At 52.1% G+C, this 23,622-nt stretch carries 18 protein-coding genes and 1 riboswitch; of the genes, 8 read left to right on the top strand and 10 right to left on the bottom strand.

The window, feature by feature from the left end:
• Nucleotides 1-534 precede the first annotated feature (534 nt).
• The 3 genes from PRIO_RS31935 to PRIO_RS31925 form a co-directional block, all read right to left on the bottom strand.
• A complete protein-coding gene (locus PRIO_RS31935) occupies nucleotides 535-999 on the bottom strand; it encodes a DinB family protein (protein ID WP_052741557.1) in 465 nt (154 codons plus the stop codon).
• 500 nt (nucleotides 1,000-1,499) lie between these two features.
• Nucleotides 1,500-2,477, bottom strand: coding sequence for a LacI family DNA-binding transcriptional regulator (locus PRIO_RS31930; RefSeq protein ID WP_020426580.1), 978 nt, complete (start codon nucleotides 2,475-2,477; stop codon nucleotides 1,500-1,502).
• Nucleotides 2,478-2,648: 171 nt separating this feature from the next.
• Nucleotides 2,649-3,962 carry a hypothetical protein gene (locus PRIO_RS31925; protein WP_020426579.1) on the bottom strand — a complete coding sequence of 438 codons (1,314 nt, stop codon included), beginning with the start codon at nucleotides 3,960-3,962 and terminating at the stop codon, nucleotides 2,649-2,651.
• 388 nt (nucleotides 3,963-4,350) lie between these two features.
• Here PRIO_RS31925 and PRIO_RS34280 point away from each other — a divergent pair, with 388 nt between their 5' ends.
• Nucleotides 4,351-7,317, top strand: a complete 2,967-nt coding sequence (locus PRIO_RS34280) for an ABC transporter substrate binding protein (protein WP_020426578.1) — start codon at nucleotides 4,351-4,353, stop codon at nucleotides 7,315-7,317.
• A gap of 29 nt (nucleotides 7,318-7,346) precedes the next feature.
• A complete protein-coding gene (locus tag PRIO_RS31910) occupies nucleotides 7,347-8,048 on the top strand; it encodes a hypothetical protein (RefSeq protein ID WP_144412146.1) in 702 nt (233 codons plus the stop codon).
• Nucleotides 8,049-8,499: 451 nt separating this feature from the next.
• On the opposite strand, the gene PRIO_RS31905 is transcribed toward PRIO_RS31910, so the two are convergent.
• From PRIO_RS31905 to PRIO_RS31895, 3 genes are read right to left on the bottom strand one after another with little or no spacing between them, the layout of a single operon-like run.
• Nucleotides 8,500-8,883, bottom strand: a complete 384-nt coding sequence (locus PRIO_RS31905; protein ID WP_020430008.1) for a RidA family protein — start codon at nucleotides 8,881-8,883, stop codon at nucleotides 8,500-8,502.
• 58 nt (nucleotides 8,884-8,941) lie between these two features.
• Nucleotides 8,942-10,333: an aldehyde dehydrogenase gene (locus tag PRIO_RS31900; RefSeq protein WP_020430006.1), complete on the bottom strand. Its 1,392-nt coding sequence runs from the start codon at nucleotides 10,331-10,333 to the stop codon at nucleotides 8,942-8,944.
• Nucleotides 10,334-10,378: 45 nt separating this feature from the next.
• Entirely contained in the window at nucleotides 10,379-11,086 is a 708-nt protein-coding gene (locus PRIO_RS31895) for a Crp/Fnr family transcriptional regulator (protein ID WP_020430005.1), read from the bottom strand.
• A gap of 143 nt (nucleotides 11,087-11,229) precedes the next feature.
• On the opposite strand from PRIO_RS31895, the gene hcp reads away from it, so the two are divergent.
• The 4 genes from hcp (at nucleotide 11,230) to PRIO_RS31875 (ending at nucleotide 16,262) form a co-directional block, all read left to right on the top strand.
• Complete coding sequence (hcp, locus tag PRIO_RS31890; protein ID WP_020430004.1) at nucleotides 11,230-12,882, top strand: hydroxylamine reductase; 1,653 nt, start codon at nucleotides 11,230-11,232, stop codon at nucleotides 12,880-12,882.
• A gap of 177 nt (nucleotides 12,883-13,059) precedes the next feature.
• Nucleotides 13,060-13,719, top strand: a complete 660-nt coding sequence (locus PRIO_RS31885; RefSeq protein WP_020430002.1) for a response regulator transcription factor — start codon at nucleotides 13,060-13,062, stop codon at nucleotides 13,717-13,719.
• A gap of 7 nt (nucleotides 13,720-13,726) precedes the next feature.
• On the top strand, nucleotides 13,727-15,082 hold the full coding sequence (locus PRIO_RS31880) for a sensor histidine kinase (RefSeq protein WP_020430000.1): 1,356 nt from the start codon (nucleotides 13,727-13,729) through the stop codon (nucleotides 15,080-15,082).
• A gap of 61 nt (nucleotides 15,083-15,143) precedes the next feature.
• Nucleotides 15,144-16,262, top strand: coding sequence for a hypothetical protein (locus PRIO_RS31875; RefSeq protein ID WP_020429999.1), 1,119 nt, complete (start codon nucleotides 15,144-15,146; stop codon nucleotides 16,260-16,262).
• 80 nt (nucleotides 16,263-16,342) lie between these two features.
• Here the strand turns inward: PRIO_RS31875 and PRIO_RS31870 are convergent, their stop codons facing one another.
• Both PRIO_RS31870 and PRIO_RS31865 read right to left on the bottom strand, forming a co-directional pair.
• Nucleotides 16,343-17,317, bottom strand: coding sequence for an aldo/keto reductase (locus PRIO_RS31870; protein WP_020429998.1), 975 nt, complete (start codon nucleotides 17,315-17,317; stop codon nucleotides 16,343-16,345).
• A 35-nt stretch (nucleotides 17,318-17,352) separates the two neighbouring features.
• Nucleotides 17,353-18,264: a LysR family transcriptional regulator gene (locus tag PRIO_RS31865; RefSeq protein ID WP_020429996.1), complete on the bottom strand. Its 912-nt coding sequence runs from the start codon at nucleotides 18,262-18,264 to the stop codon at nucleotides 17,353-17,355.
• 99 nt (nucleotides 18,265-18,363) lie between these two features.
• Between PRIO_RS31865 and PRIO_RS31860 the strand changes: the two genes are divergently transcribed.
• Together PRIO_RS31860 and PRIO_RS31855 are read left to right on the top strand one after the other, a co-directional pair.
• Nucleotides 18,364-19,248: a DMT family transporter gene (locus tag PRIO_RS31860; protein ID WP_020429993.1), complete on the top strand. Its 885-nt coding sequence runs from the start codon at nucleotides 18,364-18,366 to the stop codon at nucleotides 19,246-19,248.
• Nucleotides 19,249-19,262: 14 nt separating this feature from the next.
• A complete protein-coding gene (locus PRIO_RS31855) occupies nucleotides 19,263-19,865 on the top strand; it encodes a flavin reductase family protein (protein ID WP_020429991.1) in 603 nt (200 codons plus the stop codon).
• Between the two features lie 100 nt (nucleotides 19,866-19,965).
• Here PRIO_RS31855 and PRIO_RS31850 read toward each other — a convergent pair whose 3' ends face one another.
• The gene (locus PRIO_RS31850) at nucleotides 19,966-21,852 is read right to left on the bottom strand and encodes a flagellar assembly protein A (RefSeq protein WP_020429989.1); all 1,887 of its coding nucleotides are present in this window, start codon (nucleotides 21,850-21,852) and stop codon (nucleotides 19,966-19,968) included.
• A gap of 104 nt (nucleotides 21,853-21,956) precedes the next feature.
• Nucleotides 21,957-22,048: riboswitch (cyclic di-GMP riboswitch) on the bottom strand.
• Between the two features lie 374 nt (nucleotides 22,049-22,422).
• Entirely contained in the window at nucleotides 22,423-23,523 is a 1,101-nt protein-coding gene (locus PRIO_RS34275) for an FUSC family protein (protein WP_020429987.1), read from the bottom strand.
• Nucleotides 23,524-23,622: the final 99 nt, after the last annotated feature.

The following is a 23,622-nucleotide window of genomic DNA, read 5'->3' as shown; positions in this document are numbered from 1 at the left end:
GCTTGATTCTATCCTGAAATAACGATGTCCGAACGGAGTACATTGTTATGGAAGCCTCGAATTTGGCAAAGCCGAATTGAGGTACTCCTTCTCCGAAATCTCACCGTCTGAAGTGCCGCGAAAAAGCGCCATGGGATATCTATTGCAGTTTCTGCAGCAGATATCCCATAAATCGGCCGAAAAGCTCAATCTATTACACTCTGTACATTAGAATCTCCTGGAAAAGCTGTTTTTGACTCCAAAACCGGAAATCTGTTGCACGAAATACAGCAGAAGGCGATTCGACAGAGATGAATAGGTGATCTATCCTGAAATAACGATGTCTGATTCTTACGACATTGTTATGGAAGCCTCGAATTTGGTGAAGCCAAATTGAGGGCCTTCTCCGAGATTTCATCGTCTGAAGTGCCGCCAATGGGCGGCATGAATGTATATCTATTGCAAGAAGTGCAGTCAAACAAATGCAATAAATGCAGTATGCAAAAAAATTCACTTTTGTTATCCAAATGGAAGACTGCGGATTTCAAGTTCAATCTATATCGTCCGGGAATCGTCCGGGAAGATCTGCCCCAAATGATGTTTCATGTGCTCCAGATAATCTTCGATCAGCCATTGCAGGGTCACGGTTTCGCCGCTCTCTTTCAGGAAGAGAAGCCGGAGCTGGTCTGAAGTGAGGCCGGAAATGACCCGCAGGATAGCCTGGTTAAGGCTGACCCAGAGAGCTAATACTTCCTCTTGGGTGGCGCTGCCGTGCTGCTGGGCGGCCATCCACTCGTTCTGGTCATAAAGGGCAAGACGCAGCGGCTGCGGTTCGTATTGCACTTTGATGAAGCGCGACAAATTGTTCACAGCAGAGTCACACAGATGTCCAAGCAGCTGGAGCTTGGACCATTTGCCTCCCGGACGTGGGGCTGCCACTTCTTCAGGAGAAATAGAGATGAACGCCGCAGGGACCTCCTTCAAGAGTGATTGCAGGCCCGAAATTGTGGTCTGTACCATTCGCCTTCACCGCCTTTCGATTGTATTTAGAAATGCCGAAACACCTGGACGCCCGAACGCCTGAACGCCTGGACGCCCGAAAAAGGGGGGCGATTTTACATAATGACAGTTGCGCCAGGGGGAGTTGTATTTCGTACAACTATAATGCAGGGTTTCTTCTTAGTTACTAGTTTAATTGTATTCAGTACAGTTATTTTCTTTGAAAAAGCCGATTTGGAGGGGAAAGCTGATCTATAATTGTACGAAATACACTTATTGCTCATTTTGGAGCTCGTTTGTTCCGAATAATTGCAGGAAGTGCAGTTAGCGTAGAGATGTCTCTCCAATTTGGCTGGGTAACTGCAAGGAAAGAAAAGGGAAAAGGAATAAGCGGAGTGGAGGAGCCGCCTGTCTGCGTTGCCGCGCACAGAGCGGCTCGCCTCTGCCGCGACTTCGTGCTGCCGCCATACGCGCAGCACCACGCATTGACCGTACCGCCGGTCGCTCCGGGTCTCCGCGAGTTAAGTCGTAGAGCCTTCCTGCAGCTTCACCGGCAAAATATTCGCAGAGGGGACGCTCATGCCTTCCACCTGCTTCAGAATCAGCTCTACCGCCAGCCGGCCCATCTCTTCCATCGGCTGCCGGATGGTGGTGATGGACGGATGATTCAGGCTGCACAGTGCGGTGCCGTCATAGCCGACAATCCGCACATCCGCCGGCACGCGCCGCCCGCGCTCGCGGCAGGCCTTCAGCGCAAAGGCGGCGATCAGATCACTGCCGGCGAAGATGCCGTCAATCCCGGAATGTTCCCGGAACAGCTGCTCCAGCAGCCGTTCATACGCCAGAACATCAAAGCTGTTATTGTCCGTATGCAGGGAGGTGTGCCATATACCCGCCAGCCGTGCGGTCTCCACAAAAGCCTCATACCTGAGGTTGGACAAGAGGTTCAGCTCCGGGTGACCGCCGATATGGGCGAGCTTCCGGCAGCCTTTTTCAATTAATAATGTGGTAGCCAGCTGTCCGCCGGTATAGTTGTCCGAACAGACAAAAGGAATACCGGGGGAGATTTGCCGGTCAAAGGTGACCAGGGGCAGGTTCATCTGCCGGTAGGCTTCGACCTCCAGCGTGTGACTGCCCATAATGATGCCGTCGACCCGGCTGGAACGCAGCATATCGATATATTCCAGCTCTTTGATTTTGTCCTGCTGGGAGTTGCAGAGCAGCAGCTTGTACCCGTTCAGGTAGGCATGCTCCTCTATATAGCTGGTTAATTCACTGAAAAAAGGAAGCGAGACAAGGGGGATGATCAGTCCAATAATATTGGATCTGGAACGGCTTAGTGAGCGGGCCAGCTCATTAGGCCTGTAGTTCAGCTCCTCCATCGCGGAATAGACCCTTTGCTTCAGCGCTTCGCTTAAATAACCCCTGTTGTTCAGCACTCTGGATACTGTGGTGGCCGAAACGCCGGCTTTGAGTGCTACGTCTTTTATGGTAGGCATAATAAAGCTCTCCTGTCTAAGCGGTTCCTGCAAATTTATTCTATCCCGTCTGGCCTGAGCTGTCCACAAAGCCGGGTTTTGCCCTTTATAGCGTGAAGCATATAAATCCTATCTTTTAAAAAAGAGCAGCGAGGCAACCATCCCCCTGCTCCATTTTGCACCCGTTACAATTTACTTCGTATAAGCCAAAAACATATAGGTCTCCCCTACGGCCAAGTTGTTTATGGTATATGAGGTTTTCCCGGAGATCGCTATCGTCTGTCTTACCCCGTTCCAACCGATCACTTCCAGCTTATAAGTCCCGTTAGGCAAGCCGTTGATGGTATATGATGTTCCGGGATGGTTGGTCCAGTAATCCAGGTTCTGCCATACCCACAGCTTTTTGCGGCTTCCGTTCAGCACATACTCGCCGGTTTTCTTAGGATCAAGAGAAACAAACGACATTCCTTTGGTTTTTTCAATGACGTTTTCCAGCGTTTTTCCCCGAGTTACTGGTACCCAAGAATCCGGGCTCGAACTCAAACCGTAAAAAGTATCAGTGGTTGCCGAATTGAACAGGCTCCATGGAAATGCGAATTGTGTGGCCGGGGTTTTACCGTCATTTTTCACTACCCCAAGGTTGTCCCAAATCGCCGTAAAGAAGCCTTTGGCCGCTTCTTCTTCGGTAATCAGGCGTTTCTTGAAATTGAATTCTGTAGCGTAAAAATTGACGTCCGCCGTAATGCCGGAGGCCCGTTTGACCGAATCGAAGTTGCTCTGTGCTGAATATTTGTAGGTTCCCTTCATAGGGGCGTATTGGATGTCGTAATATGTATGCAGATCAATCCCGTCGAGTTTGCCGGAATTATACAGATCGGCGATGGCCGGTCCGTAGCCTCCGAGGGTATAGTCGCTGTTCGAATTCGCCTTCGCAAATCCACCGGGATTCACTTTCAGGGACTTGTCGACTGAATGCACGCCGTCCGCTAAACCTTCAAGAGCGTTGTGATAATCCGTCTTGGAAATCAGATTTTCCACATCGGGCTCATTCAAGGCGGTATAAATGGTGACCCCCCAATTCTGTATACCATTGGCCTGCGCCCATTTCCCATTGGGACGGAAACGATCAGCGAACGCCTGACCGATGCTGTACCATTTGTCGTAGTTGCCGAGCAATTGTCCGTTCTTCTCATATGAACCGTAGTATTCAAACAGGATCATCGGTGTTATTCCGTGCTGATAGGATTGGAGCATCATACTGTCCAGCCGTTCAGGTGTGGGAGCATTGTCCGCATAATAATATTGGGGATACAGGTTGACACGGGTCATTCCAATTCCGATCGTATTCAATGCCTGAAAACAATTCATTTGGGTTGTGCTGCCATTGGTGAAATTGCCGCCTCCCATGATCGCACCGATCGCTTGATTGGAGGCTGATCCGAATGCGTTTTGACCAGAAAACAAGGTAATAAGCATTGCTATGAACAGCGTAATCTTCCGTTTCATTTTTTCACTTCTCCTCATTATTTATTACTTTCCTCCGCCTGAATGGGCAAAAGATACAGAATTTTATTCAATCACCTCTTTAGTAATAAATTGTCATTTCATGTAAATGGTATCAAATTGAGAATGACCTAATCAATCTCATTGTTACAATATATCAACAATTTTCCAACACGATATATACAAAATCTCTGCGGATTATAACAAGGACTTAAATTAATGCAAAATACTCAATTCAGTGAAAATAGAGCCATAAAGAGGGAAGCGGAAGACGGTCAACGAATTAATATATTGTCGAAACTTCCCGTATATTTTATGGCTCATGAATACAAGGTTTTCACTATTGAGAGTGATGGGGCAGACTTTGAGATAGATGCATGGGGGTATGCTAATGGTTGCAGGGAGATTTTATCTCAAAGTGTTTCAAAGCTGGCGGATGCCTCTTCTTCTGGTTGCGATGCTGAGCGCATTCCTGTTTCCGGCGTTGACGGTCAAGGCCGAGGGTCAGCCTCCGCAGAATGTGCTGGTGCTGCATTCCTACCAGAAGGGTTTTGCGTGGACGGATGAGCAAAGCGGCGGCATTGAAGAACGTCTCAAAGGCGCTGAGAATGCCCCGGTGATTTATACGGAGTATATGGACTGGAAACGTTATCCCAGCCAGGAGAATCTCCGGCAATTGTATCAGACGATTAAGCTCAAATATCACAACATCCATGTTGATGCCATTATTACCACGGATGATGCCGCACTCAGCTTCGCTCTGAAATACCGGCAGGAAATCCTGGACGACGCGCCTATTATATTCAGCGGAGTAAATGAACTGGGTGTGGAGAACATCCCCGACAAGCGCAAGATAACCGGTGTGATCGAAAAGATCGACCCCACCCGCACCATACAAATGGCCCTGCAAATTAATCCTTCCATCCGCAAAGTGTATGTTGTATTTGACAACTCTGAAAGCGGACTCTCTACGGGCAGGCTGGTTATGGACCAGATTGCCTCGCTGAATCAGGGGCTTGAGCTCATTCCCCTAAACCGTCTCTCCAGTGAACAGATTATTCACACCGTCTCGGGCCTCTCATCGGACAGCATTGTGCTCATGACTACATACTACAGTGATTCCACCGGAAGAATTATCGAATTTGAACGGTTCGCAAGCGAGTTGGGTCGAAGCAGCAGTGTGCCGGTCTATCATCTCTATGATTTTGCCCTCAACCACGGGGCCTTCGGCGGAAGCCTGATCAGCGGCAAAATCCAGGGCCAGACCTCAGCGGAACTGGCACTGCGTATTCTGCAGGGGGAACGTGCTGACGAGCTGCCGATCGTTACGGACAGCACAATGCGGATTGTGTATGACTATAACGAGCTTCGGCATTTTGGGATTCCTCTTAACAAGCTGCCGGAGGGCAGCGAGATAATCAACAAGCCCTTTTCTTTTTACGAAACCTATAGGACGCTGGTGCTGGGCATTAGTGCAGCTTTTGCCGTTCTGGTGGTCTTCATCCTCCTTTTGCTGTTCTATGTGCAGCTGGTGAAACGGATGCGAAGCCATCTGGAAAAGAGCAATGAGCGCTTCAGTCTGGCAGCTTTTGGCTCGGATGCAGTGATCTGGGATGTGGATATGTCCACGATGATCTACTATTTCTCGGACAGCTGGTATGAGCTGCTGGGCTACGAACGGGGTGAGGTGAATGAGAGCCATGGCGGGTGGAGGGAAATTGTCCATCCGGAGGATGCCGAGCAGGAGGACAGGCTGCGCACACAGCATCTGGAGGGGCGGTCTTCATATTATTATGCAGAGTACCGGATGCGCAGCAAATCGGGGGAATACATATGGTTTCAGGCCCGGGGCAAGGTCCTGCGCAGTGCAGGCGGAGGGTATATCCGTTTTGCGGGATCGATGGTGGATGTGACGGACCGCAAGGGTTACGAGAGCAAGCTGCAGATCAGCTACCAGGAACTGGAGTCCACCTATGAGGAGCTGACTGCTCTGCAGGATGAGCTTATGGAGCAGTATAACAAGGTTGTTGAGAACCAGGAGCTGCTGCAGGCCAGTGAAGAAAAATACCGGCTGCTGGCCTATAACGACGTTCTTAGCGGTCTGCCGAACCGGTTGTCGCTGTCCGAGGAGCTGACGGATTTTATTGAAAAGCATCCGGGCGGGCAGGCCGCACTCTTTTTCCTCGATATCGATAACTTCAAATATATTAATGACACGATGGGCCATACCTTTGGGGATGAACTGCTGGTGAAGGCTGGTGAACGGCTGCTGGAATTGTCAGACGGACGGTGCAGGCATTTCCGTTTTGGAGGGGATGAATTTGTCATTCTGATTAAGGAGGTGGACAGATATGCTGAGGTAATTTATTATGCGGAGTCTCTGGTGCAGGGCTTCAGTGCGCCTTTTGAGCTTGATGCCAGCAGTGTACATATCTCGATTAGTATCGGAATCGCCAGTTATCCGGAGAATGGGACTGATGCCGGGGAATTGCTGAAAAATGCGGATATTGCGATGTATAAGGCGAAGGAGGCGGGGAAAGGCACCTATGTTGTCTATGGAGAAGAGATGCAGCAGCATTTTGATGAACGGATGATTGTTGAACATCATTTACGGAATGCGATTGCAAACAATGAGTTGTCGCTGCAATACCAGCCGCTGGTGGATACCGGTACAGGCCGGATTTGGGGTTTTGAGGCTCTGATCCGCTGGAACAACCCGGTGCTTGGCATTGTGTCTCCGCTGTCGTTCATCACCATCGCCGAGGATTGCCGCCTGATTGTTCCGATTGGAGAATGGGTGCTGCGCAAGGCCTGCCGTTTCATGAAGGAGTTGCAGGCACAGGGATATGAAGGCTACCATATTTCGGTCAATATTTCAGTGGTCCAATTGATGCTTGATGACTTCACGGATATGGTGCTGGCTGTACTGGAGGATACCGGACTTGCGCCGGAGTATCTGGAGCTGGAGATTACCGAGTCGATTTTTATGGAATCCTTCGAGGCGGTCAGCTCCAAGCTGGAGCCCCTCAAACAGAGGGGAATCGGTATTGCGCTTGACGATTTCGGGACAGGCTACTCTTCGCTAAGCTATCTGAAGCAGCTGCCAATTACCACGCTGAAGATCGATAAATCCTTTATCGACAGTATTGACACCCCGAACAACATGTCGCTGGCCAGCTCCATCGTCACGATCGGCCATGACATGGGACTGAACGTAACCGCCGAAGGTGTAGAGACGCAGGAACAACTGGCCTTTCTGGAGCAGACAAGCTGTGACAAGATCCAAGGCTACTTCATTAGCCGACCGATCCCGCAAAAAGAGGTGGCCGGTTGGATTTCCGGCAGACCGGCGGGCTGAGCTGAAGTTTAGTTTGGGGCTGGGGCGAAATGAGAGGTAAAAGTACCTCTGATTCGGCCAGAGATGGGCCACTGGGGGAGATGAGAGGTAAAAGTACCTTTGATTCGGCCAGAAGTGGGCTGCTGGGTGAAATGAGAGGTGAAAATACCTTTGATTCGGCCAGAAGTGGGCCGCTGGGTGAAATGAGAGGTAAAAGTACCTTTGATTTGGCCAGAAGTGGGCCGCTGGGTGAAATGAGAGGTAAAAGTACCTTTGATTTGTCCAGAAGTGGGCTGCTGGGTGGAATGAGAGGTAAAAGTACCTTTGATTTGGCCAGAAGTGGGCCGCTGGGTGGAATGAGAGGTAAAAGTACCTTTGATTTGTCCAGAAGTGGGCTGCTGGGTGGAATGAGAGGTAAAAGTACCTTTGATTTGGCCAGAAGTGGGCCGCTGGGTGGAATGAGAGGTAAAAGTACCTTTGATTCGGCCAGAAGTGGGCTGCTGGGTGGAATGAGAGGTAAAAGTACCTTTGATTTGTCCAGAAGTGGGCTGCTGGGTGGAATGAGAGGTAAAAGTACCTTTGATTTGTCCAGAGGTGGGCCGCTGGGTGAAATGAGAGGTAAAAGTACCTTTGATTTGGCCAGAGGTGGGCCGCTGGGTGAAATGAGAGGTAAAAGTACCTTTGATTTGTCCAGAGGTGGGCCGCTGGGTGAAATGAGAGGTAAAAGTACCTTTGATTCCAGCGCAAACTGAGTGCTGGTGAAACAACGGCAAAAATGCCGTTGTTAAAGCACCGCAGGCCGGTTTGCCCCGAAACAACGGCAGAAATACCGTTGTTAAAGCACCGCAGGCCGGTTTGCCCCGAAACAACGGCAAAAATACCGTTGTTAAAGCGCCGCAGGCCGGTTTGCCCCGAAACAACGGCAAAAATACCGTTGTTAAAGCGCCGCAGGCCGGTTTGCCCTGAAACAACGGCAAAAATACCGTTGTTAAACCACCGCAGGCCGATTTGCCCCGGAATAACGGCAGAAATGCCGTTGTTGAAGCACCGTAGGCCGGTTTGCCCCGAAACAACGGCAGAAATGCCGTTATTGGAGCACCACAGGCCGACTTGCCCCGAAACAACAGCAGAAATGCCGTTGTTGAAGCGTAGCAGGCCCGATGGCTCTGTGATTGCAGCGTGCTGAACGGTACAAAAGCAATTTTACGGTGCAGCAGCTTCCACTTCGATTTCAATGAGCAGATCGGGATCGATCAGCGCTTTTACCTCAACCATGGTCGCAACCGGCTGGATCTCCTTGAAAAACTCCCCATGGGCTTTTCCGAATTCCTCCCATTTGGAGATGTCCGTAACGAACATCCGGGTTCTGACAACATTGTCCAGGCCGGCGCCCAGTTCCCCAAGTGCCTTTTCGATCGTTTGCAGAATAAACCGGGTTTGCTCATAAGGGCTTCCCTTGCCGAAAACTTTCCCGTCCTTTATCGCTGTTGTTCCTGCCACTTCAATCCGGTCTCCGATGCGGATGGCCCGGCAGTATCCCACGGTTGACTCCCAAGGGGAGCCTGTAAACACCTGTTTCCGCTCCACACAAATCCTCTCCATTCTATTCCACTCTATGTTTGTGTTCCTGAATCGTAACCAGCTGCTATTTCAACAGCTTCCGCGCCAGCTTGACTTTATTGCCGTATGGCGGATAGACAATTCCGAAGTCGATTCGGGTGCTCCGCTTCACGATGCTTTTCCGATGGGAAAAAACATCAAAGCTGTGCCTGCCGTGATACCCGCCAATCCCGGAGCCGCCGACGCCGCCGAACGGCAGATGGGTGCTGGCGACATGAGTGATGGTATCATTGACACAGCCGCCGCCGAACGAAACACGGCCCAGCACCTCTTGCTCCACCTGCTTATCCTCTGTGAACAAGTAGAGGGCCAGCGGTTTGGGGTGCTCATTCACCGATTGAATGGCCTCTTCCAGGCGGCTGTATTCCATAATGGGCAGGACAGGTCCAAAGATCTCATCCGCCATGGAAGCGTCGCTCCAGGCAGCCGGGTGAATCAGGGTTGGCTCAATGTACAGATCCTCCGCCAGAACGCGGCCGCCCAGAATAATCTTGGCCTGATCCTTCTCCAGCATTCCGCGAATCCGCTGCAGCTGCCGTTCATTGACGATCCGGCCGTAATCCGGGCTGCGCTGACTATCACTGCCGTAAAAAACAGTAACATAATGTTTGATCCGGCGGATCAGCTCTGCTGCAATTTCGCTGTGGACCAGCAAATAATCCGGGGCAATGCAGGTTTGCCCGGCGTTGATCAGTTTGCCCCAGACGATCCGCTTGGCCGCAGACTCCAGATCGGCCGTCTTGTCGACGATTACCGGGCTTTTGCCGCCGAGCTCCAGCGTGACCGGCACCAGATTTTTGGCGGCGGCCTCCATCACAATTTTGCCGACAGGGACACTTCCCGTAAAGAAAATGTAGTCGAACTTGGTATGGATCAGCAGCGTGGTCATTTCTTTTTCGCCTTGAACCACACGGATATACGCCGGTTCGAAGGTCTCCCTAATCATGTCTTCTATGACTCCCGAAACGGCCGGTGTACTCTCCGAAGGCTTCAGAACGGCACAATTGCCCGCAGCTATGGCACCGATCAGCGGTTCAATCAGCAGTTGGAACGGATAATTGAAGGGCCCGATAACCAGTACAGTTCCGTAGGGCTCGCTGAGAATCAGGCTTTTGGCCGGAAACATATGCAGCGGTGACTTTACCTTGACGGGCTTCGCCCAGCGCTTCAGATGCTTCATCATGTACCCGATGCTATCGAGTGTGAAGCCGATCTCTGTAGCATAGGCTTCGAACTCGCTTTTGCGCAGATCCTTTTTCAGAGCGGTAATCAACTGTGTTTCGCAGCGCTTGATGGCATTCTTCAGCTTCTGCAGCTGCTCCAGCCGGAAGGCAACAGCCCTTGTAGCGCCGGTGTGGAAAAATTCACGGGTTTCCTCTAGCATTTGTTCTACGTTCTGTGATGTTGCTTCGAGCATTCTCTACCCTTCCTCCATAATCTGTCATCTGTTGGTGCACAAGCTTCAGCTCTTGCCCCCGGAATCCGCTTCGTCACTGTGAATGAAGTCCCTCATCTGATCCACGTCCAGCAGGGTGATTTCCCTCCCCTTGAAAAGAATCCAGCCCTGGTCGCGCAGATTCCCCATTTCACGGGAAAGCGAGGGCCGTGCCGTATTTAAATGCTCTGCCCATTCCTTTCTGCTGAAAGGAAGCCGGACAAGAGCGGAGGACTGCAGCTCCGACTGCTCCAGCAGAAAAGCGACAATCCGCCGCCGCAGCGGTCCGGCTGAGAGGATTTCAATCTTCCGGTTGACCAGCACCAGCCGCTCGGACAGATTCTCAATGAAGCGGGTCAGCAGGTCTGTATCTGCCGAAAACATCCGCAGCAGCTCCTGCTTGCCGATGAACATAACGGTGCAGGGATCAGAGGCGGTAACCGTGGCGGGCACACTGTTGTTTCTGCGGAACAGCACGGCTTCGCCAATGGTCTGGCCTTGATTCAGATGGGCAATGGTTACACCGCTGCCTGTGGGGTGGTTCTTCTGTACTTCCACCCGTCCCGAGAGCACGATACCGAGGCGGTCCGCCTTGTCGCCTTCCGCGAGGATTACTGTTTTTCTCGGATACTCGCTGACAGTGTAGATCATCTTTTGCAGCAGAGATTCAATCTCCTCTACAGACCTTCCCCGGAACAGCAGACAGGCCTGCAGCACGGCAGGGTCAGGTTTCATAGATTTCCTCCAGAATCGTGAGTATTCGGTAACATCCGTTACCGATTGTTCGACGAAAGTCTACTACAATTACTGGTAACTGTAAAGGCGGGACGAAGAGCGGCCCGTCCAGTATCCAAAAACCTAAAAGGAGTGAACGGGAAATGAGTGAAATGTTCTGTTTTCAATGTCAGGAGGCGGCGAAGGGATCAGGCTGCACCATCCAGGGAGTCTGCGGCAAAACCAGCGAGGTGGCGAATCTCCAGGATCTGCTGCTGTATACGCTGAAAGGCATTTCAATCTTTGCACAGCGGGGCCGCGAGCTTGGCATCACTGATCCGGCCACGGAGAAATTTATCACCGGGAGCATGTTCGCGACCATCACCAATGCAAACTTCACCCCGGAGCATTTCACAGCACGCATCAGGGAAGGACTGGCACTTCGTGACCAGTGGAGAAACCGGCTGAGCTCAGCAGGGGCAGAGGCGGCTCTTTCCGGTCATGATGCAGCCCTCTGGACGGCCGGTACGGATGAAGACCTTCTGCTGAAAGCACAAGAGGTAGGTGTTCTTGCCACAGAACATGAAGATATCCGTTCGCTGCGCGAGCTGCTGACCTATGGGCTCAAAGGGATGGCGGCTTACATGGAGCATGCGGCGGTGCTGGGTTATGTTGAGCCTGATGCTCAGGCTTTTATGGAAAAAGGCTTGGCGTCAGTGCTGGATGACACGCTTAGCGGCGACGAGCTGACTGCACTGGTGCTGGAATGCGGGAAAATGGGCGTAGCGGTCATGGCGCTGCTGGACCGGGCGAATACATCGACTTACGGCAACCCGGAAATCACCAAAGTGAACATCGGTGTGGGAACCCGTCCGGGGATTCTAATCAGCGGGCATGACCTGAAGGATATGGAGTCTCTGCTCAAGCAGACGGAAGGGACCGGAGTGGATGTGTACACACACAGCGAGATGCTGCCGGCCCACTATTATCCTGCATTCAAAAAGTACAGCCATTTCGTAGGCAATTACGGCAACGCCTGGTGGAAGCAAAATGAGGAATTCGCGAGCTTTAACGGTCCGATTCTGATGACTACGAACTGCATTGTACCACCTAAGGACAGCTATATTAACCGTCTGTACACCACAGGCCATACAGGTTTCCCCGGGGTTCAGCATATTGCAGCCGGTGAGAACGGGGAGAAGGATTTCACCGCGATCATCGAGCAGGCCAAGAACTGTGAACCGCCAACCGAACTGGAGACTGGAGAAATTGTCGGCGGCTTCGCCCACGCTGCGGTAATGAATGTGGCAGATCAGGTGGTAGAGGCTGTGCAGAGCGGCGCGATCAAGCAGTTCTTTGTGATGGCAGGCTGCGACGGCCGGATGAAGAGCCGGAATTACTATACAGATTTCGCTGCCGAGCTGCCGGGAGATACCGTCATTCTGACGGCGGGCTGTGCAAAATATAAATACAACAAGCTGGCGCTTGGTGAGATCGGCGGGATTCCCCGCGTACTGGATGCCGGACAATGCAACGATTCCTATTCTCTGGTCGTGATTGCAATGAAACTGAAGGAAGTATTCGGGCTGGCTGACATCAATGATCTGCCGATTGCCTACAATATTGCCTGGTACGAGCAGAAGGCGGTCATTGTGCTGCTGGCGCTCCTGTATTTGGGCGTCAAGAATATCCATCTCGGCCCGACGCTTCCGGCCTTCCTCTCCCCGAATGTAGCCAAAGTGCTGGTAGACACCTTCGGAATTAGCGGCATTACAACTGTAAAAGAGGACATGGAGCATTTCATCGCTGTGGTATAACAAGATAGGTTAAAATTAAGCCGGACGCTGCCCCCTAGTGGGTTGGCGTTCGGCTTATTGGCGTCTAAGAGCGGTAAAGGGTTTGTAAAATAGAGGGAATTGGGTTACAATGTCGAACCACAACGACTATTGCGCTGTATAGGCGCAGCTGGCTAAGCAACGGGTGGAGGTTTGGGGATGGCAACGATATTGGTAGTCGAGGATGAGAAGCCGATCAGCGATCTGATTACGATGAATCTAAAGCTGGTTGGCCATCGGTTTTTTAAAGCTTTTGACGGGGAACAGATGCAGCAGATTCTAGAGCAGGAGAAAATCGATCTTATTCTGCTGGATGTGATGCTGCCGGTTATGGATGGGTTTGAATGGATGAGGCGGCGCCGTCATCCGGGTGTTCCGGTTATTTTTATTACCGCCAAGGATTCATTGGCTGACCGCATCACCGGCTTTGAGCTGGGCGCGGACGATTATATCATTAAGCCGTTTGAAATTTTGGAGCTGCTGGCCCGGATTAATGCCGTTTTGCGCCGCAGCGTCAAGGAAGAAGAAGGGTTTCTGGCCGGGGATGTTGAGGTGCGTCTGCAGGCGCGGAAGATCTATAAGAACGGGCAGCTTGTCGAACTGACGGCGAGAGAATTTGAATTGCTGGAGGTTCTGATTCAGAACCGGAATATTGCCTTATCCCGGGAAAAACTGCTGGAACTGGCCTGGGGTTATGAATTTGAAGGAGATACCCGGACAGTGGATGTGCATATCCGGCAGCTGCGCAAAAAACTGGGCTGGGAAGAACGGATCAATACGGTGTACAAGCTGGGTTACCGTCTGGAAGCGGAGAGGTAGGTGAGCGATGAGATTCTGGCAGAAAACGCTGGTGCTGATGCTCGTCTTGTTCGTTGTGGTGCTGGATGTGAGCGTCATTATGATTATGAACAAAAGCTGGCGGCTGAATATGGGAAGGGAACAGCAGCGGGCGGCAAGTGATCAGGCCCTGATTGCCAACAATATCTATGAAAATCTAAATTCCATAAAATCACGGGGGATGCGGATTAACGATACGATTCTGCTGGATGTTGCCCGTTCCTATGGGGAGTATTACCGGGAGCGGGGCATTTCACTGGAATTGTCAAATCAGGGTACTCCCGTCTATGCCGGGCCATCGGAGCCGTCCGCCCGCTACATCAGCGTATCGAATGAGCTGCCTGCGCCTTATGGGTATTTGCAGCTAACCTACCGGCGGGAAATTGAAGCGCTGTATGCCGGCCAGGATGAGTTGAACCGGTATTTTGTCTATATCAACTGCATTTCTATTCCTGTTCTCGCTGCACTCATGTATGTGCTGATCCGAAAGCTGACAAAGCCTCTGAAATCATTGGCGGACAGCACCAAAAATATTGCCGAAGGAAACTACAGCAAACGGGTGCAGCTTCAGAACAGGGATGAATTCGGGGAGCTGGCGCAGCATTTCAACCGTATGGCAGATGCTGTGGAAAGGCAGGTTACGGACCTCTCCGCCATGGCTGAGGAGAAGCAGCGGATGGTGGACAACCTGGCTCATGAACTGAGAACGCCGCTGACCAGTCTGCAGGGATTCGCCCAGTATTTGAATGCCGCCCATATCGGCGAAGAAGAGCGGATGACAGCGAGCGGTTATCTCTGGAGCGAGACGCTGCGCCTGAAGAATCTGGTCTTCAAGCTGCTGGATTTATCCATTCTCAGCCATCAGCCGGTAGAACGGAGCCGGATACCGGTTGTGGAACTGTTCGAATCCGTGCGCCGGATGGAACAGGCCAATCTGGATGCGGCGGGGCTTGAGCTGATTCTGGAAGCGGATATTCCTGCGGTATGGGGCGACCGGGAGCTGCTTGAGTCGTTCCTGGTTAATTGCCTGGAGAACTCGATTCATGCTTCAACCCCGGGTTCGGAGATCAGGTTGGCCGCGTATGAACAGGAGACTGCGGCTGTTCTGGAGGTAACAGACTACGGCAGAGGCATGAGCGCCGGACATCTGGAGCGGGTGTTCGAGCCGTTCTACCGGGTGGATCATGCCCGTTCAAGAGAACATGGCGGCGCAGGACTCGGTTTGGCCCTGTGCCGCCAGATTGCAGAGGCGCATCAGGCACAGTTGTCTCTAAGTTCAGAGGAGCAGAAGGGTACGACTATAAAGCTTATTTTACAACTCCATAACAACGGGCTTCTTACTTGATAACATCTTTATCTTACAGTAAGGCTAAGACAAGCCCACTTACACATTGGAGGTAGTAAAGATGAACAGGAATGACGTTAAATCGGCCCTTGGGGTAATTGCCATATCGGGAGGACTGCTGGGTCTCAGTGCTTTTGCGGTGCCGCATATTGTTGCTTATACAGAAATGAACCGTCAGGTGCCGGAAGCGCATGTATCTTACGAACAGCAGCATACCGGGAAGCCTGCGGTTCAACTGGCGAGCAGCCAGATTCCGGTGTTGAAGATCGAGGCGGAAGCTCCGGTCTCGACGATACAGGCGTATCTCGAGAACACGGTCACTGAAGAGGAAATCAAGCAGTACAATGCGTACGCCGAAAAGCTTAGGTTCATGGATGCTCCAAAGCTCACTCGGCCGATGACCGAGCAAGAAAGCAACCGGAGCCTTATCCTGGACGATCAATACCGATTCGATGGCCTGCGTCCCAAGCAGAAGCTGCCCATGAAAGCCGGGAATTACGAGTTTTATCTGGATGATAGCAAGGCTACCCTTGTATTCCCCAAGCGTGCTCTTACGGATGAGGAACTGCTGCAGTTCATTGATTGGAATTATCGCTTGAACTATGTGTTGAGCCTGAACTATGTGAAACCGCAGCCTGATCAGAAGGACATCGGTGAGGCTGAAGCCCTCGGCAAAGCAAGAGAGAGTGTGGCCCGTCTGTTCGATGTGGATCTGTCTAAGATGGAAGGCAAGGCGTCCTATAACAAATCGGGTCCTGAGCAAAAGGGGGTATGGTTCGTACATTTCCAGCCTTACCGTGTAGGCACACTCCAGGCTCAAGGAAAGCCTTATTTCATGTATAATGTGTTCATTGACTCCCTGAGCGGAACCGTCATCGATTCCACTATTGTGGAAATGGCTTATAAGAGAACGCCGATCACAGCAGAGATGAACGGACGGATCCGACAGGATTCCAGCTGGCTCCAAGCCGCGCGCACCATTGTTGCGGACAAACAGGGCGACACCCGTGAGATTGCCGGCACTACTATTATTAAAGACAGCATATATGACAAACGCGGGGTTGTAGCAGTGTTGGTTAAACTGAAAGACGGAAGCTCCTACACCGCAGAACTTCGTTATCCCGAGAAGAAACTGCGCTGCCTGATTTATACTCCGGCCTCCCCGGCCTCCAAGTCATAAAGCAGCGATTGGCTTCGCCATAAGCGCTCACGTTACAGCAATCAGCCGCTGCCCTTCACCAAAGGCAGCGGCTGTGCTGTCTACGGCAGCCGGTAGTAGGCGAACGGCTCGCCGTGCCGGAAGGCCCGGCTGGCTTCGTCCAGCCGGTGCAGGATGCCGGTATCCAGAGCGAGCGCAGCGCTCTGGATGCTTTCTTGCAGCTGCGCGGGCTTCGTAGCGCCGACAATGACGGTGGAGACGGCCGGCTGGTGCATCAGCCAGGCCAGCGACAGCGCGGTGGGGGAGGCCGCCAGCTCAGCGGCGATGCCTCCCACCGCATCGCCAAGGGCGATCCGGTCCTTGCTCAGGAAGCGGCTGAAGTTCGGGTCCGTCTGCGCTCTGGAGCCGGCGGGCGGGGCATCGCTGCCTCCGTATTTGCCTGTGAGGATGCCTCCGGCCAGCGGGAAATAGGGAATGATGCCGATTCCCTGGTCCAGGCAGAGCGGGAGCAGCTGGGTCTCGGGTGTCCGGTCAGCCAGGGAATAGCTGCACTGGATGGAGACATACTTGACCAGATTGCGCAATTCGCTGATTCCCAGCGCCTTCATCAGCTCCCAGGCTGCATAATTGGAAGCGCCGATATAGCGGACCTTGCCTGCGGATACCATATCATCCAATGTGCGCAGGGTTTCTTCCAGTGGTGTGTAGGGATCAAAAGTATGGATCTGATAAAGATCCACATAATCTGTCTTCAGGCGGCGCAGGCTCCCTTCCAGCTCCTGCAGCAGATGATGGCGGGATGAACCGCTGCCTCCGGGCCCTCCGTGCACCGGCAGGCCTGCCTTGGTAGCCAGAACGGCTTCCTGCCGCCTGCCTTCAAGTGCCAGCCCGATAATCCGCTCGGACTCGGAGCCGGCGTAGATATTGGCAGTATCTATAAAGTTGATTCCCTGGCCGAGCGCGGCATGGACAATATCAATCGAGGTCTGCTGATCGGCCCTCTTTCCGAACGCGTTGGTTCCCAGGCCCAGCGCAGACACCTGCAGCCCGCTGCTGCCCAAACGATTATATTTCACATCAATTCCCTCCTTATATAGTTCAATCCCCCCAGCTACATTTGCCCGGCTTGAATTACGGGCGGTACAGCGGTATCCGGACCGGCGGTCAGCCGCAGGGCCGTATCGATGAACAGCCTGACAGCAATCGACGCCTCGGCAAGCGAGTTCACCGCCAGATGAATATCACGGTAGGCATCAGGAGCCAGCTCCCGGATGATCACGCCGGGAGGAAGCGACAGCAGCGAGAGCTGGGACATTACGCCCACAGCCAGCCCTTCCTTGACCATATTGAGGGCGGTCAGATAGCTGCTGACCTCATATTTCACATTCAGCTTGCTGCCGCCTCTCTGAAATAAATCGACTACCGGCGGTTCATAACCGGATCTGCAGATCAGCATCGGCTCATCTTCCAGGTCCTTCACGCAAATGACAGCCTTGTGCCGGAGCGGGTGGTCGTCCTGCAGCACGGCATACAGCTTTTCCCGGAAGAGCGGAACGAAGTCGAAGTCTCCATCCGGAGGAATGATCAGCCCCACGTCAATGATCCGCGCTTCCAGCCATTCTTTCACCTCGGCGACAGTCCCTTCGTACAGCCTGATCTCAATCTCTGGGTAGCTTGAGGCGATGGAGCGGATAATCTTGGGGACGAGATGCGCCGAAGCCACCGGAAACGCCCCGATGCGGATCAGTCCCTTCTCCAGCCCCTTTTCGGCGGAAATTTCCTGCTCCACTTTGTCATACCCGATCAGGATCTCCCGGAAAATAACAAGGATACGCTTGCCGATATCAGTGAGCATCAGCCCGCTGCGCCGGTCGCGCAGCAGCAGCTTCACCGCAAGCTCCGCCTCCAGCGCGGAGATGGCCCGGCTGACCGCAGGCTGGGTCATATTCATATCCTGTCCGGCTTTCGTGAAGCTGCCGCTCTCGGCAATGCTGACAAACAAACGGATCTGAGTGTTGTTCATAACAGTTTTGGTATGCCCCTTATAATAATAATTCATTTCAATTATAACTAGTTTTACTGTATCATTGGTATGAAAATAGAACAAGAGGTGAAAAAATAAATGCAGCAGCAGAGAAAAACCATAGCCTTGCTTATCTTTCTGGTCATCGTCTGGGGCATTAATTGGCCTCTTTCCAAAATCGCTTTACATTACGCTCCGCCGCTGTTGTTTGCTGGGATACGCACCGTGATCGCCGGTGTAATTCTGATCGCAGCAGCCTTGCCGAAACTGAAGGAGCTTCAGTTCAGGCGGCTGTGGCCGGTGTATCTGGTGTCGGCTTTTCTTAGTATCGTCTTCTATTATGGCTTCCAGACCATTGGCCTGCAGTATGTGCCTTCCGGCCTGTTCTCCGCCATTGTCTTTCTGCAGCCGGTGCTGCTTGGCATTTTCGCCTGGCTCTGGCTGGGTGAGAGCATGTATGGGCTGAAGCTGGCCGGTCTCGTGCTCGGATTTCTCGGTGTAGCCTCACTCAGCATCGGCGGCTTTACCGGGAGCATCTCTGTTCCGGGCATTGTGCTTGCTCTGGCCAGTGCGCTCAGCTGGGCTTTTGCCACCGTCTATACGAAACGCAATGCGGCGCGGGTGGATATGCTGTGGATGACCGCCATGCAGATCATGATCGGGGGCCTTGTTCTGCTGGCAGCCGGTTCGGCGACCGAGAGCTGGTCGGATATAACCTGGAATGCGGCTTTTATCGTGAACACGCTGTTTATTTCGGTGTTCGTGATTGCCCTGGGCTGGATGGTGTATTTCAGTCTCATCAAGGAAGGGGAGGCCGGCAAGGTTGGTTCCTTCACCTTTCTGATTCCGCTGATCTCTATCGGCTCAAGTGTGGTGCTGCTGCATGAGCGGATCACGCTTAATCTGGTGGTCGGCCTGCTGCTTATTGTGGGCAGCATCGTTTTGGTTAATTTCAAAAAAGCCGTTAGGCGTCCTACACATTAGATGGAGGTGTTTTTATGTATATCGCGGCTTCAGCACAATCGGCGCATGACAATTACAAGCTTTTGATCGGAAGCATTATCCCCCGGCCGATTGCTTTTGTAACCTCAATCAATGAACAAGGCGTGGTGAATGCCGCACCGTTCAGTTTTTTTAATATTGTGAATGATGAACCGCCGATGATTATGTTCTCCTGTCTACGCAAGGCAACCGGAGAGATGAAGCACACTGCAAGCAACATTTTGGGCAATGGGGAGTTTGTGGTGCATATCGTGGACGAGGATAATGTGGCTGCGATTAACCACACCTCAATCAACGCCCCGGAAGGCGTCAGCGAGCTGGAATTGGCTGGACTGACGCCGGTGCCCGGGCAAATGGTCCGGGTTCCGCGTATAGAGGAATGCAGGATTGCCATGGAATGCCGGCTTACGCGTCATGTCGAGCTGGGACACTGCGATATGATCATCGGAGAAGTGCTGTGTTTCCATGTAGAGGATGAGCTGATCCATAACGGACGTATTGATGCGGCCAAGCTGAAGCCGGTAAGCCGTCTCGCGGGAGCTTCGTATGCGGCGGTTGGCCGGACGTTCGATATGGAAAGACCGCAATATGAGTCTTAAAAGCACGGGAAAGACCCTGCCGGATGCCGCCATTCGGCCCCGCAGGGTCTTTCTGTATGTGTACCTTTTTCCGGTAAGGCTATATGTAGGGTACCGCTGATTATTCGCTTGAAGAGGATGCCGTTCCCCTGAATTTCTGTTGCAGGCTTTTGGCCGTAAATGCGATATTTTCAATCGGGTCAGTAATTTCCAGGGAATACCCGCCTATTGTCACAGAAGCATTACTGATGGTATGTGCAATGATTTGCCGGCCTGCAACGAGCAGCGATTTGCCAATGGATTCCCCGCCGACGCTGCGTGCATGAATCGTTCCGGCTGCTTCCATGGTGGAATCAGAAGACATGGAGCTATTCTTCGCAAAATAAATATCGCCAGCCGAATGCAGTTTGCTCCGGGAAACTCCATCTCCATGAATATGGACATCCCCGCCGGATTTGATAATACTGTCATGTGACCCGGCAATATCGATCCGGACCCGTTCCTCCTGCATCTGGCAGATGCTCTGGGCCAGGTTCTTCAACAGGCTCAGAAAAGAGCCTATACCCGCATCGGTAATCTGGTCGGTAAACCGCCCGGGATTCAAAAAAAACTCCATCAGATGCTTCAGGATTTTGGTATCCTGAGGATAATCAGTACTCATGCCTGATAACAGTTCCTGCATATCACGGATCATACGGGGAAGATGAGCATATTTACTCTCCAGCAGCAGCATGATGACCAGCCCGTATTTCACTGTCTGCACCGTTGACTCGACCGTCTCGGCCAGGTGTCTGGCGGCTTCCCTCAGTCCCGCTACTTCCTTCGCCACCAGTTCGGTGAAGCTGCACAGGCGGTTATGTGCGGCCCCATATCCCCCGGCGTACAGCTCACTGTCTGCAACCTTGCCGCTGATAAATATGCTGCCTGTAGCAGCGATCCGGGAATTGCGCACATCACCAAAAATATAAACATTGCCTAAAGCCTCAATAACCGTGTTCCTGCTTAAATCATGAGCAGCGATAACATCCCCGGGGAACATCAGGGTACCTCCGGCTTCACTGTCACTAGGCGGAACGAGGAACGTTTGGGGGAAATCAATTGTTTTTACAAAGGTTCCGCTTCCGGTTATGCGTGGTCTGCCTTTGCGGCAGGCCTTGATCTCCCCGCCCGGAAGCAGCGCTGCGCAGGGGGAGGAGAACAGGGTGAGGTCCTGCGGCGGCGGCGGCGGAAGTACACCGCCATATACATCAAAGCCGGGAAGGCCTTCTGCCGGGGGCAGCTTCTTCGCAAACACTTCGCCTTCCTGCACCATGAAGAATTCCGGGCAGCCTGTTTCCTGGGCGGAATCGTCCAGCGACTTGAATTGATTCTCTATTTTCTGCTGAAGCAGCAGTTCCAGACTCGCATTTGTCCCTGGCACAGGAGCCTTGCCTTCAGCAATACACACGGGAAGGTAGGTAGGATTATTCAGCTCCTCGTAAAGCGCAGGGATATTGAGACTGCTGACTATAGGGCTCTTATCAAATCCGGCCATAATCTGTTCGATGGAGAGGGTGGATAACAGCATTTCCCGGTTCATCTCCGCGCGGACAGTAACAAAGGCTGAAGCCGGATTGTTGACGAGATTCCAGGCATACCTTTCAGCGCGGTAAAGGGTAAAGTATACTTTGAGCTTATCATCGGATACTGTAATCTGGTATTGCGGTTTCTCGCAAATCTCCCAGGTAAGGTCATCTGCAGAGGTAATTGGAGTCGGACCCGTGATGACTTGACCGTTAATCTTCAACACCACAGGATGGATCGCGGAGATTACAGCCGGTTTGCCGCCGGACAGAGGCGGTGTGATGAAGATTTCGTTATTCTGGATAATGATGACACCATTCTTAGCTTCGTCTGTTCCGCCAAACGTCTGAGGATCCACAGAGTAAAGATTCAAGAGATCGGTCTTCCCAAGAAGCATGGAAGCAATGAACTCGTACCGTGAACGTTCGATGGTATGCTGCGGCATTCTCGTAACCTCACTTTTTCGTATAATCAATGGTATCTGTACAGAAAAGAACATCATGGAGCCGTGATGCGATATCCCGGGATATCCGACCAAATGGCGTCTCTATTGGCAGCCTGGCGGCCATAAATGCAGCAATTGCGCTCTTAGGCCCATGGCTTTGCGTCCTGCCCTTTCGGACAGTTTGCCTTTAGGAATAGATCAATGATATATACTCAGTACGGGACAAATTAAATCGACTGTAATCGACAAAAAGTGGTCAATACTGGTACGATGTCCAAAAATAACTTCTACAAACAACCTTAATTCTAGTACTTAAGTAGCGAATTTTCAACTGGAATAATTGATTTTGACTATAAATATTGAATAATGTAGGTAATTGTTGATTTTTTGTAAATAAAATGAATTTATAATTAAATTACGCTTATTGAATTTCAGATTTACAGGAGAATATGGAAGGTTGGACAGGCAGTATGTAGGGCTTGAAGCAGGGTAAAGGGGCATGAAACAGAGGGCTAACTGATAGTGTGAGAGATGAGAGCGATAAATTAAAAAAAAAGGACGCTCCCAAGCTTAAAGCTTGTGGGAGAGTCCCTTTTGTATGAAGCGTACAGCGTGTGCGGCTCCGGCTTTAGCCTTTTGCGGTGCGGCTGACATCACTACATAGTCGGCCTGCTCGATTTCTTCCAGCACCCGGTTCAGGTGGGAGAACACCGCGCCGAGATCGCGGATGGAGGTGAGGGAGCATTGCCCCTGCAGCTCGGAGAACCAGGCCAGTTGAAGATCGCGCGCCCGGCGCAGCGATTCGGGAAGCGAACGCTGGCATTCGGCATCCGACAATGTCTTCGTCCCGTAAAGGGCGATACAGTCTGCGGTGGCTGTGACCACCTCCGCCATCCAGTCGGCTGCGGCATAATGTGCGGGCAGCAGTGCGATTTCCGCACGGATCTCTTTTACATACGAGTGGATTTTTTTGAGATGGGCCGTTGTCTGTGTCAGTCCGCGCAGCTCATTGCGGCAATGGTAATGGGTTAAGGTATAATGCAGCTCCTTCTGCTGCAGCTCGCTCTTCGCCAGCAGTGAAGCGGAGCGTGTCAGGGCGTCTCCCGCCTGGATGGCTTCCCGTCCGCCGCCGGTCTGACCGCTTAGGGCATCCGCCAGCAGCAGTCCGCCTTCCAGAGCCAAGCCTTTAACCTTGACGAACCCCTTGGGCGGAACGATAATCATATTGATGATTAGAGCAATGACTACACCGATAAGCGTTTCAGCGACCCGCCACTCAATATAATGATCATTATAGAAGGTGAGTGCCAGAACAGAGGTTACACCGACCTGGGAGATGGCCTGGATATTGATCCGGCAGGCTGTGGCGACTCCGATGCCGATCAGAAGCATCAGCAGAATGGAAAAGGCTCCTACATCGAAGAACCGCCCCACAACCAGGCTGACAATGCCGCCGAGCACAATGCCGGTCATGCGGTAAACCCCTTTTTCCAGAGAGGCCTTGACGCTCCCCTGTGTAATCAGAATCGCCGCCAGCGGGGCGAAGTATAAATAGCTGTCCCCATACAGCGTATGTACTGCCAGCCAGGAGAGTGAAGCTGCCAGAGTAACACGTATCATATATAAAGACAGTCCGAATTTCTCCAGACGGTCCTGTAATCCTTCGTTCATTGGAGGTCATCTTCTTTCAGGTTGGTAAAAATGAATTGGATTTCAGCCGTTTTCATTATAGCACCGCAAAACAGTCCGGGAGGTTCATAAATTTTACGA

This window comes from Paenibacillus riograndensis SBR5, assembly GCF_000981585.1.
In the GTDB taxonomy this organism is placed as follows: Bacteria; Bacillota; Bacilli; order Paenibacillales; family Paenibacillaceae; genus Paenibacillus_AQ; species Paenibacillus_AQ riograndensis.
Note: the sequence above shows the minus strand (reverse complement) of the source record. Positions and strands in the feature narration are given on the sequence as shown.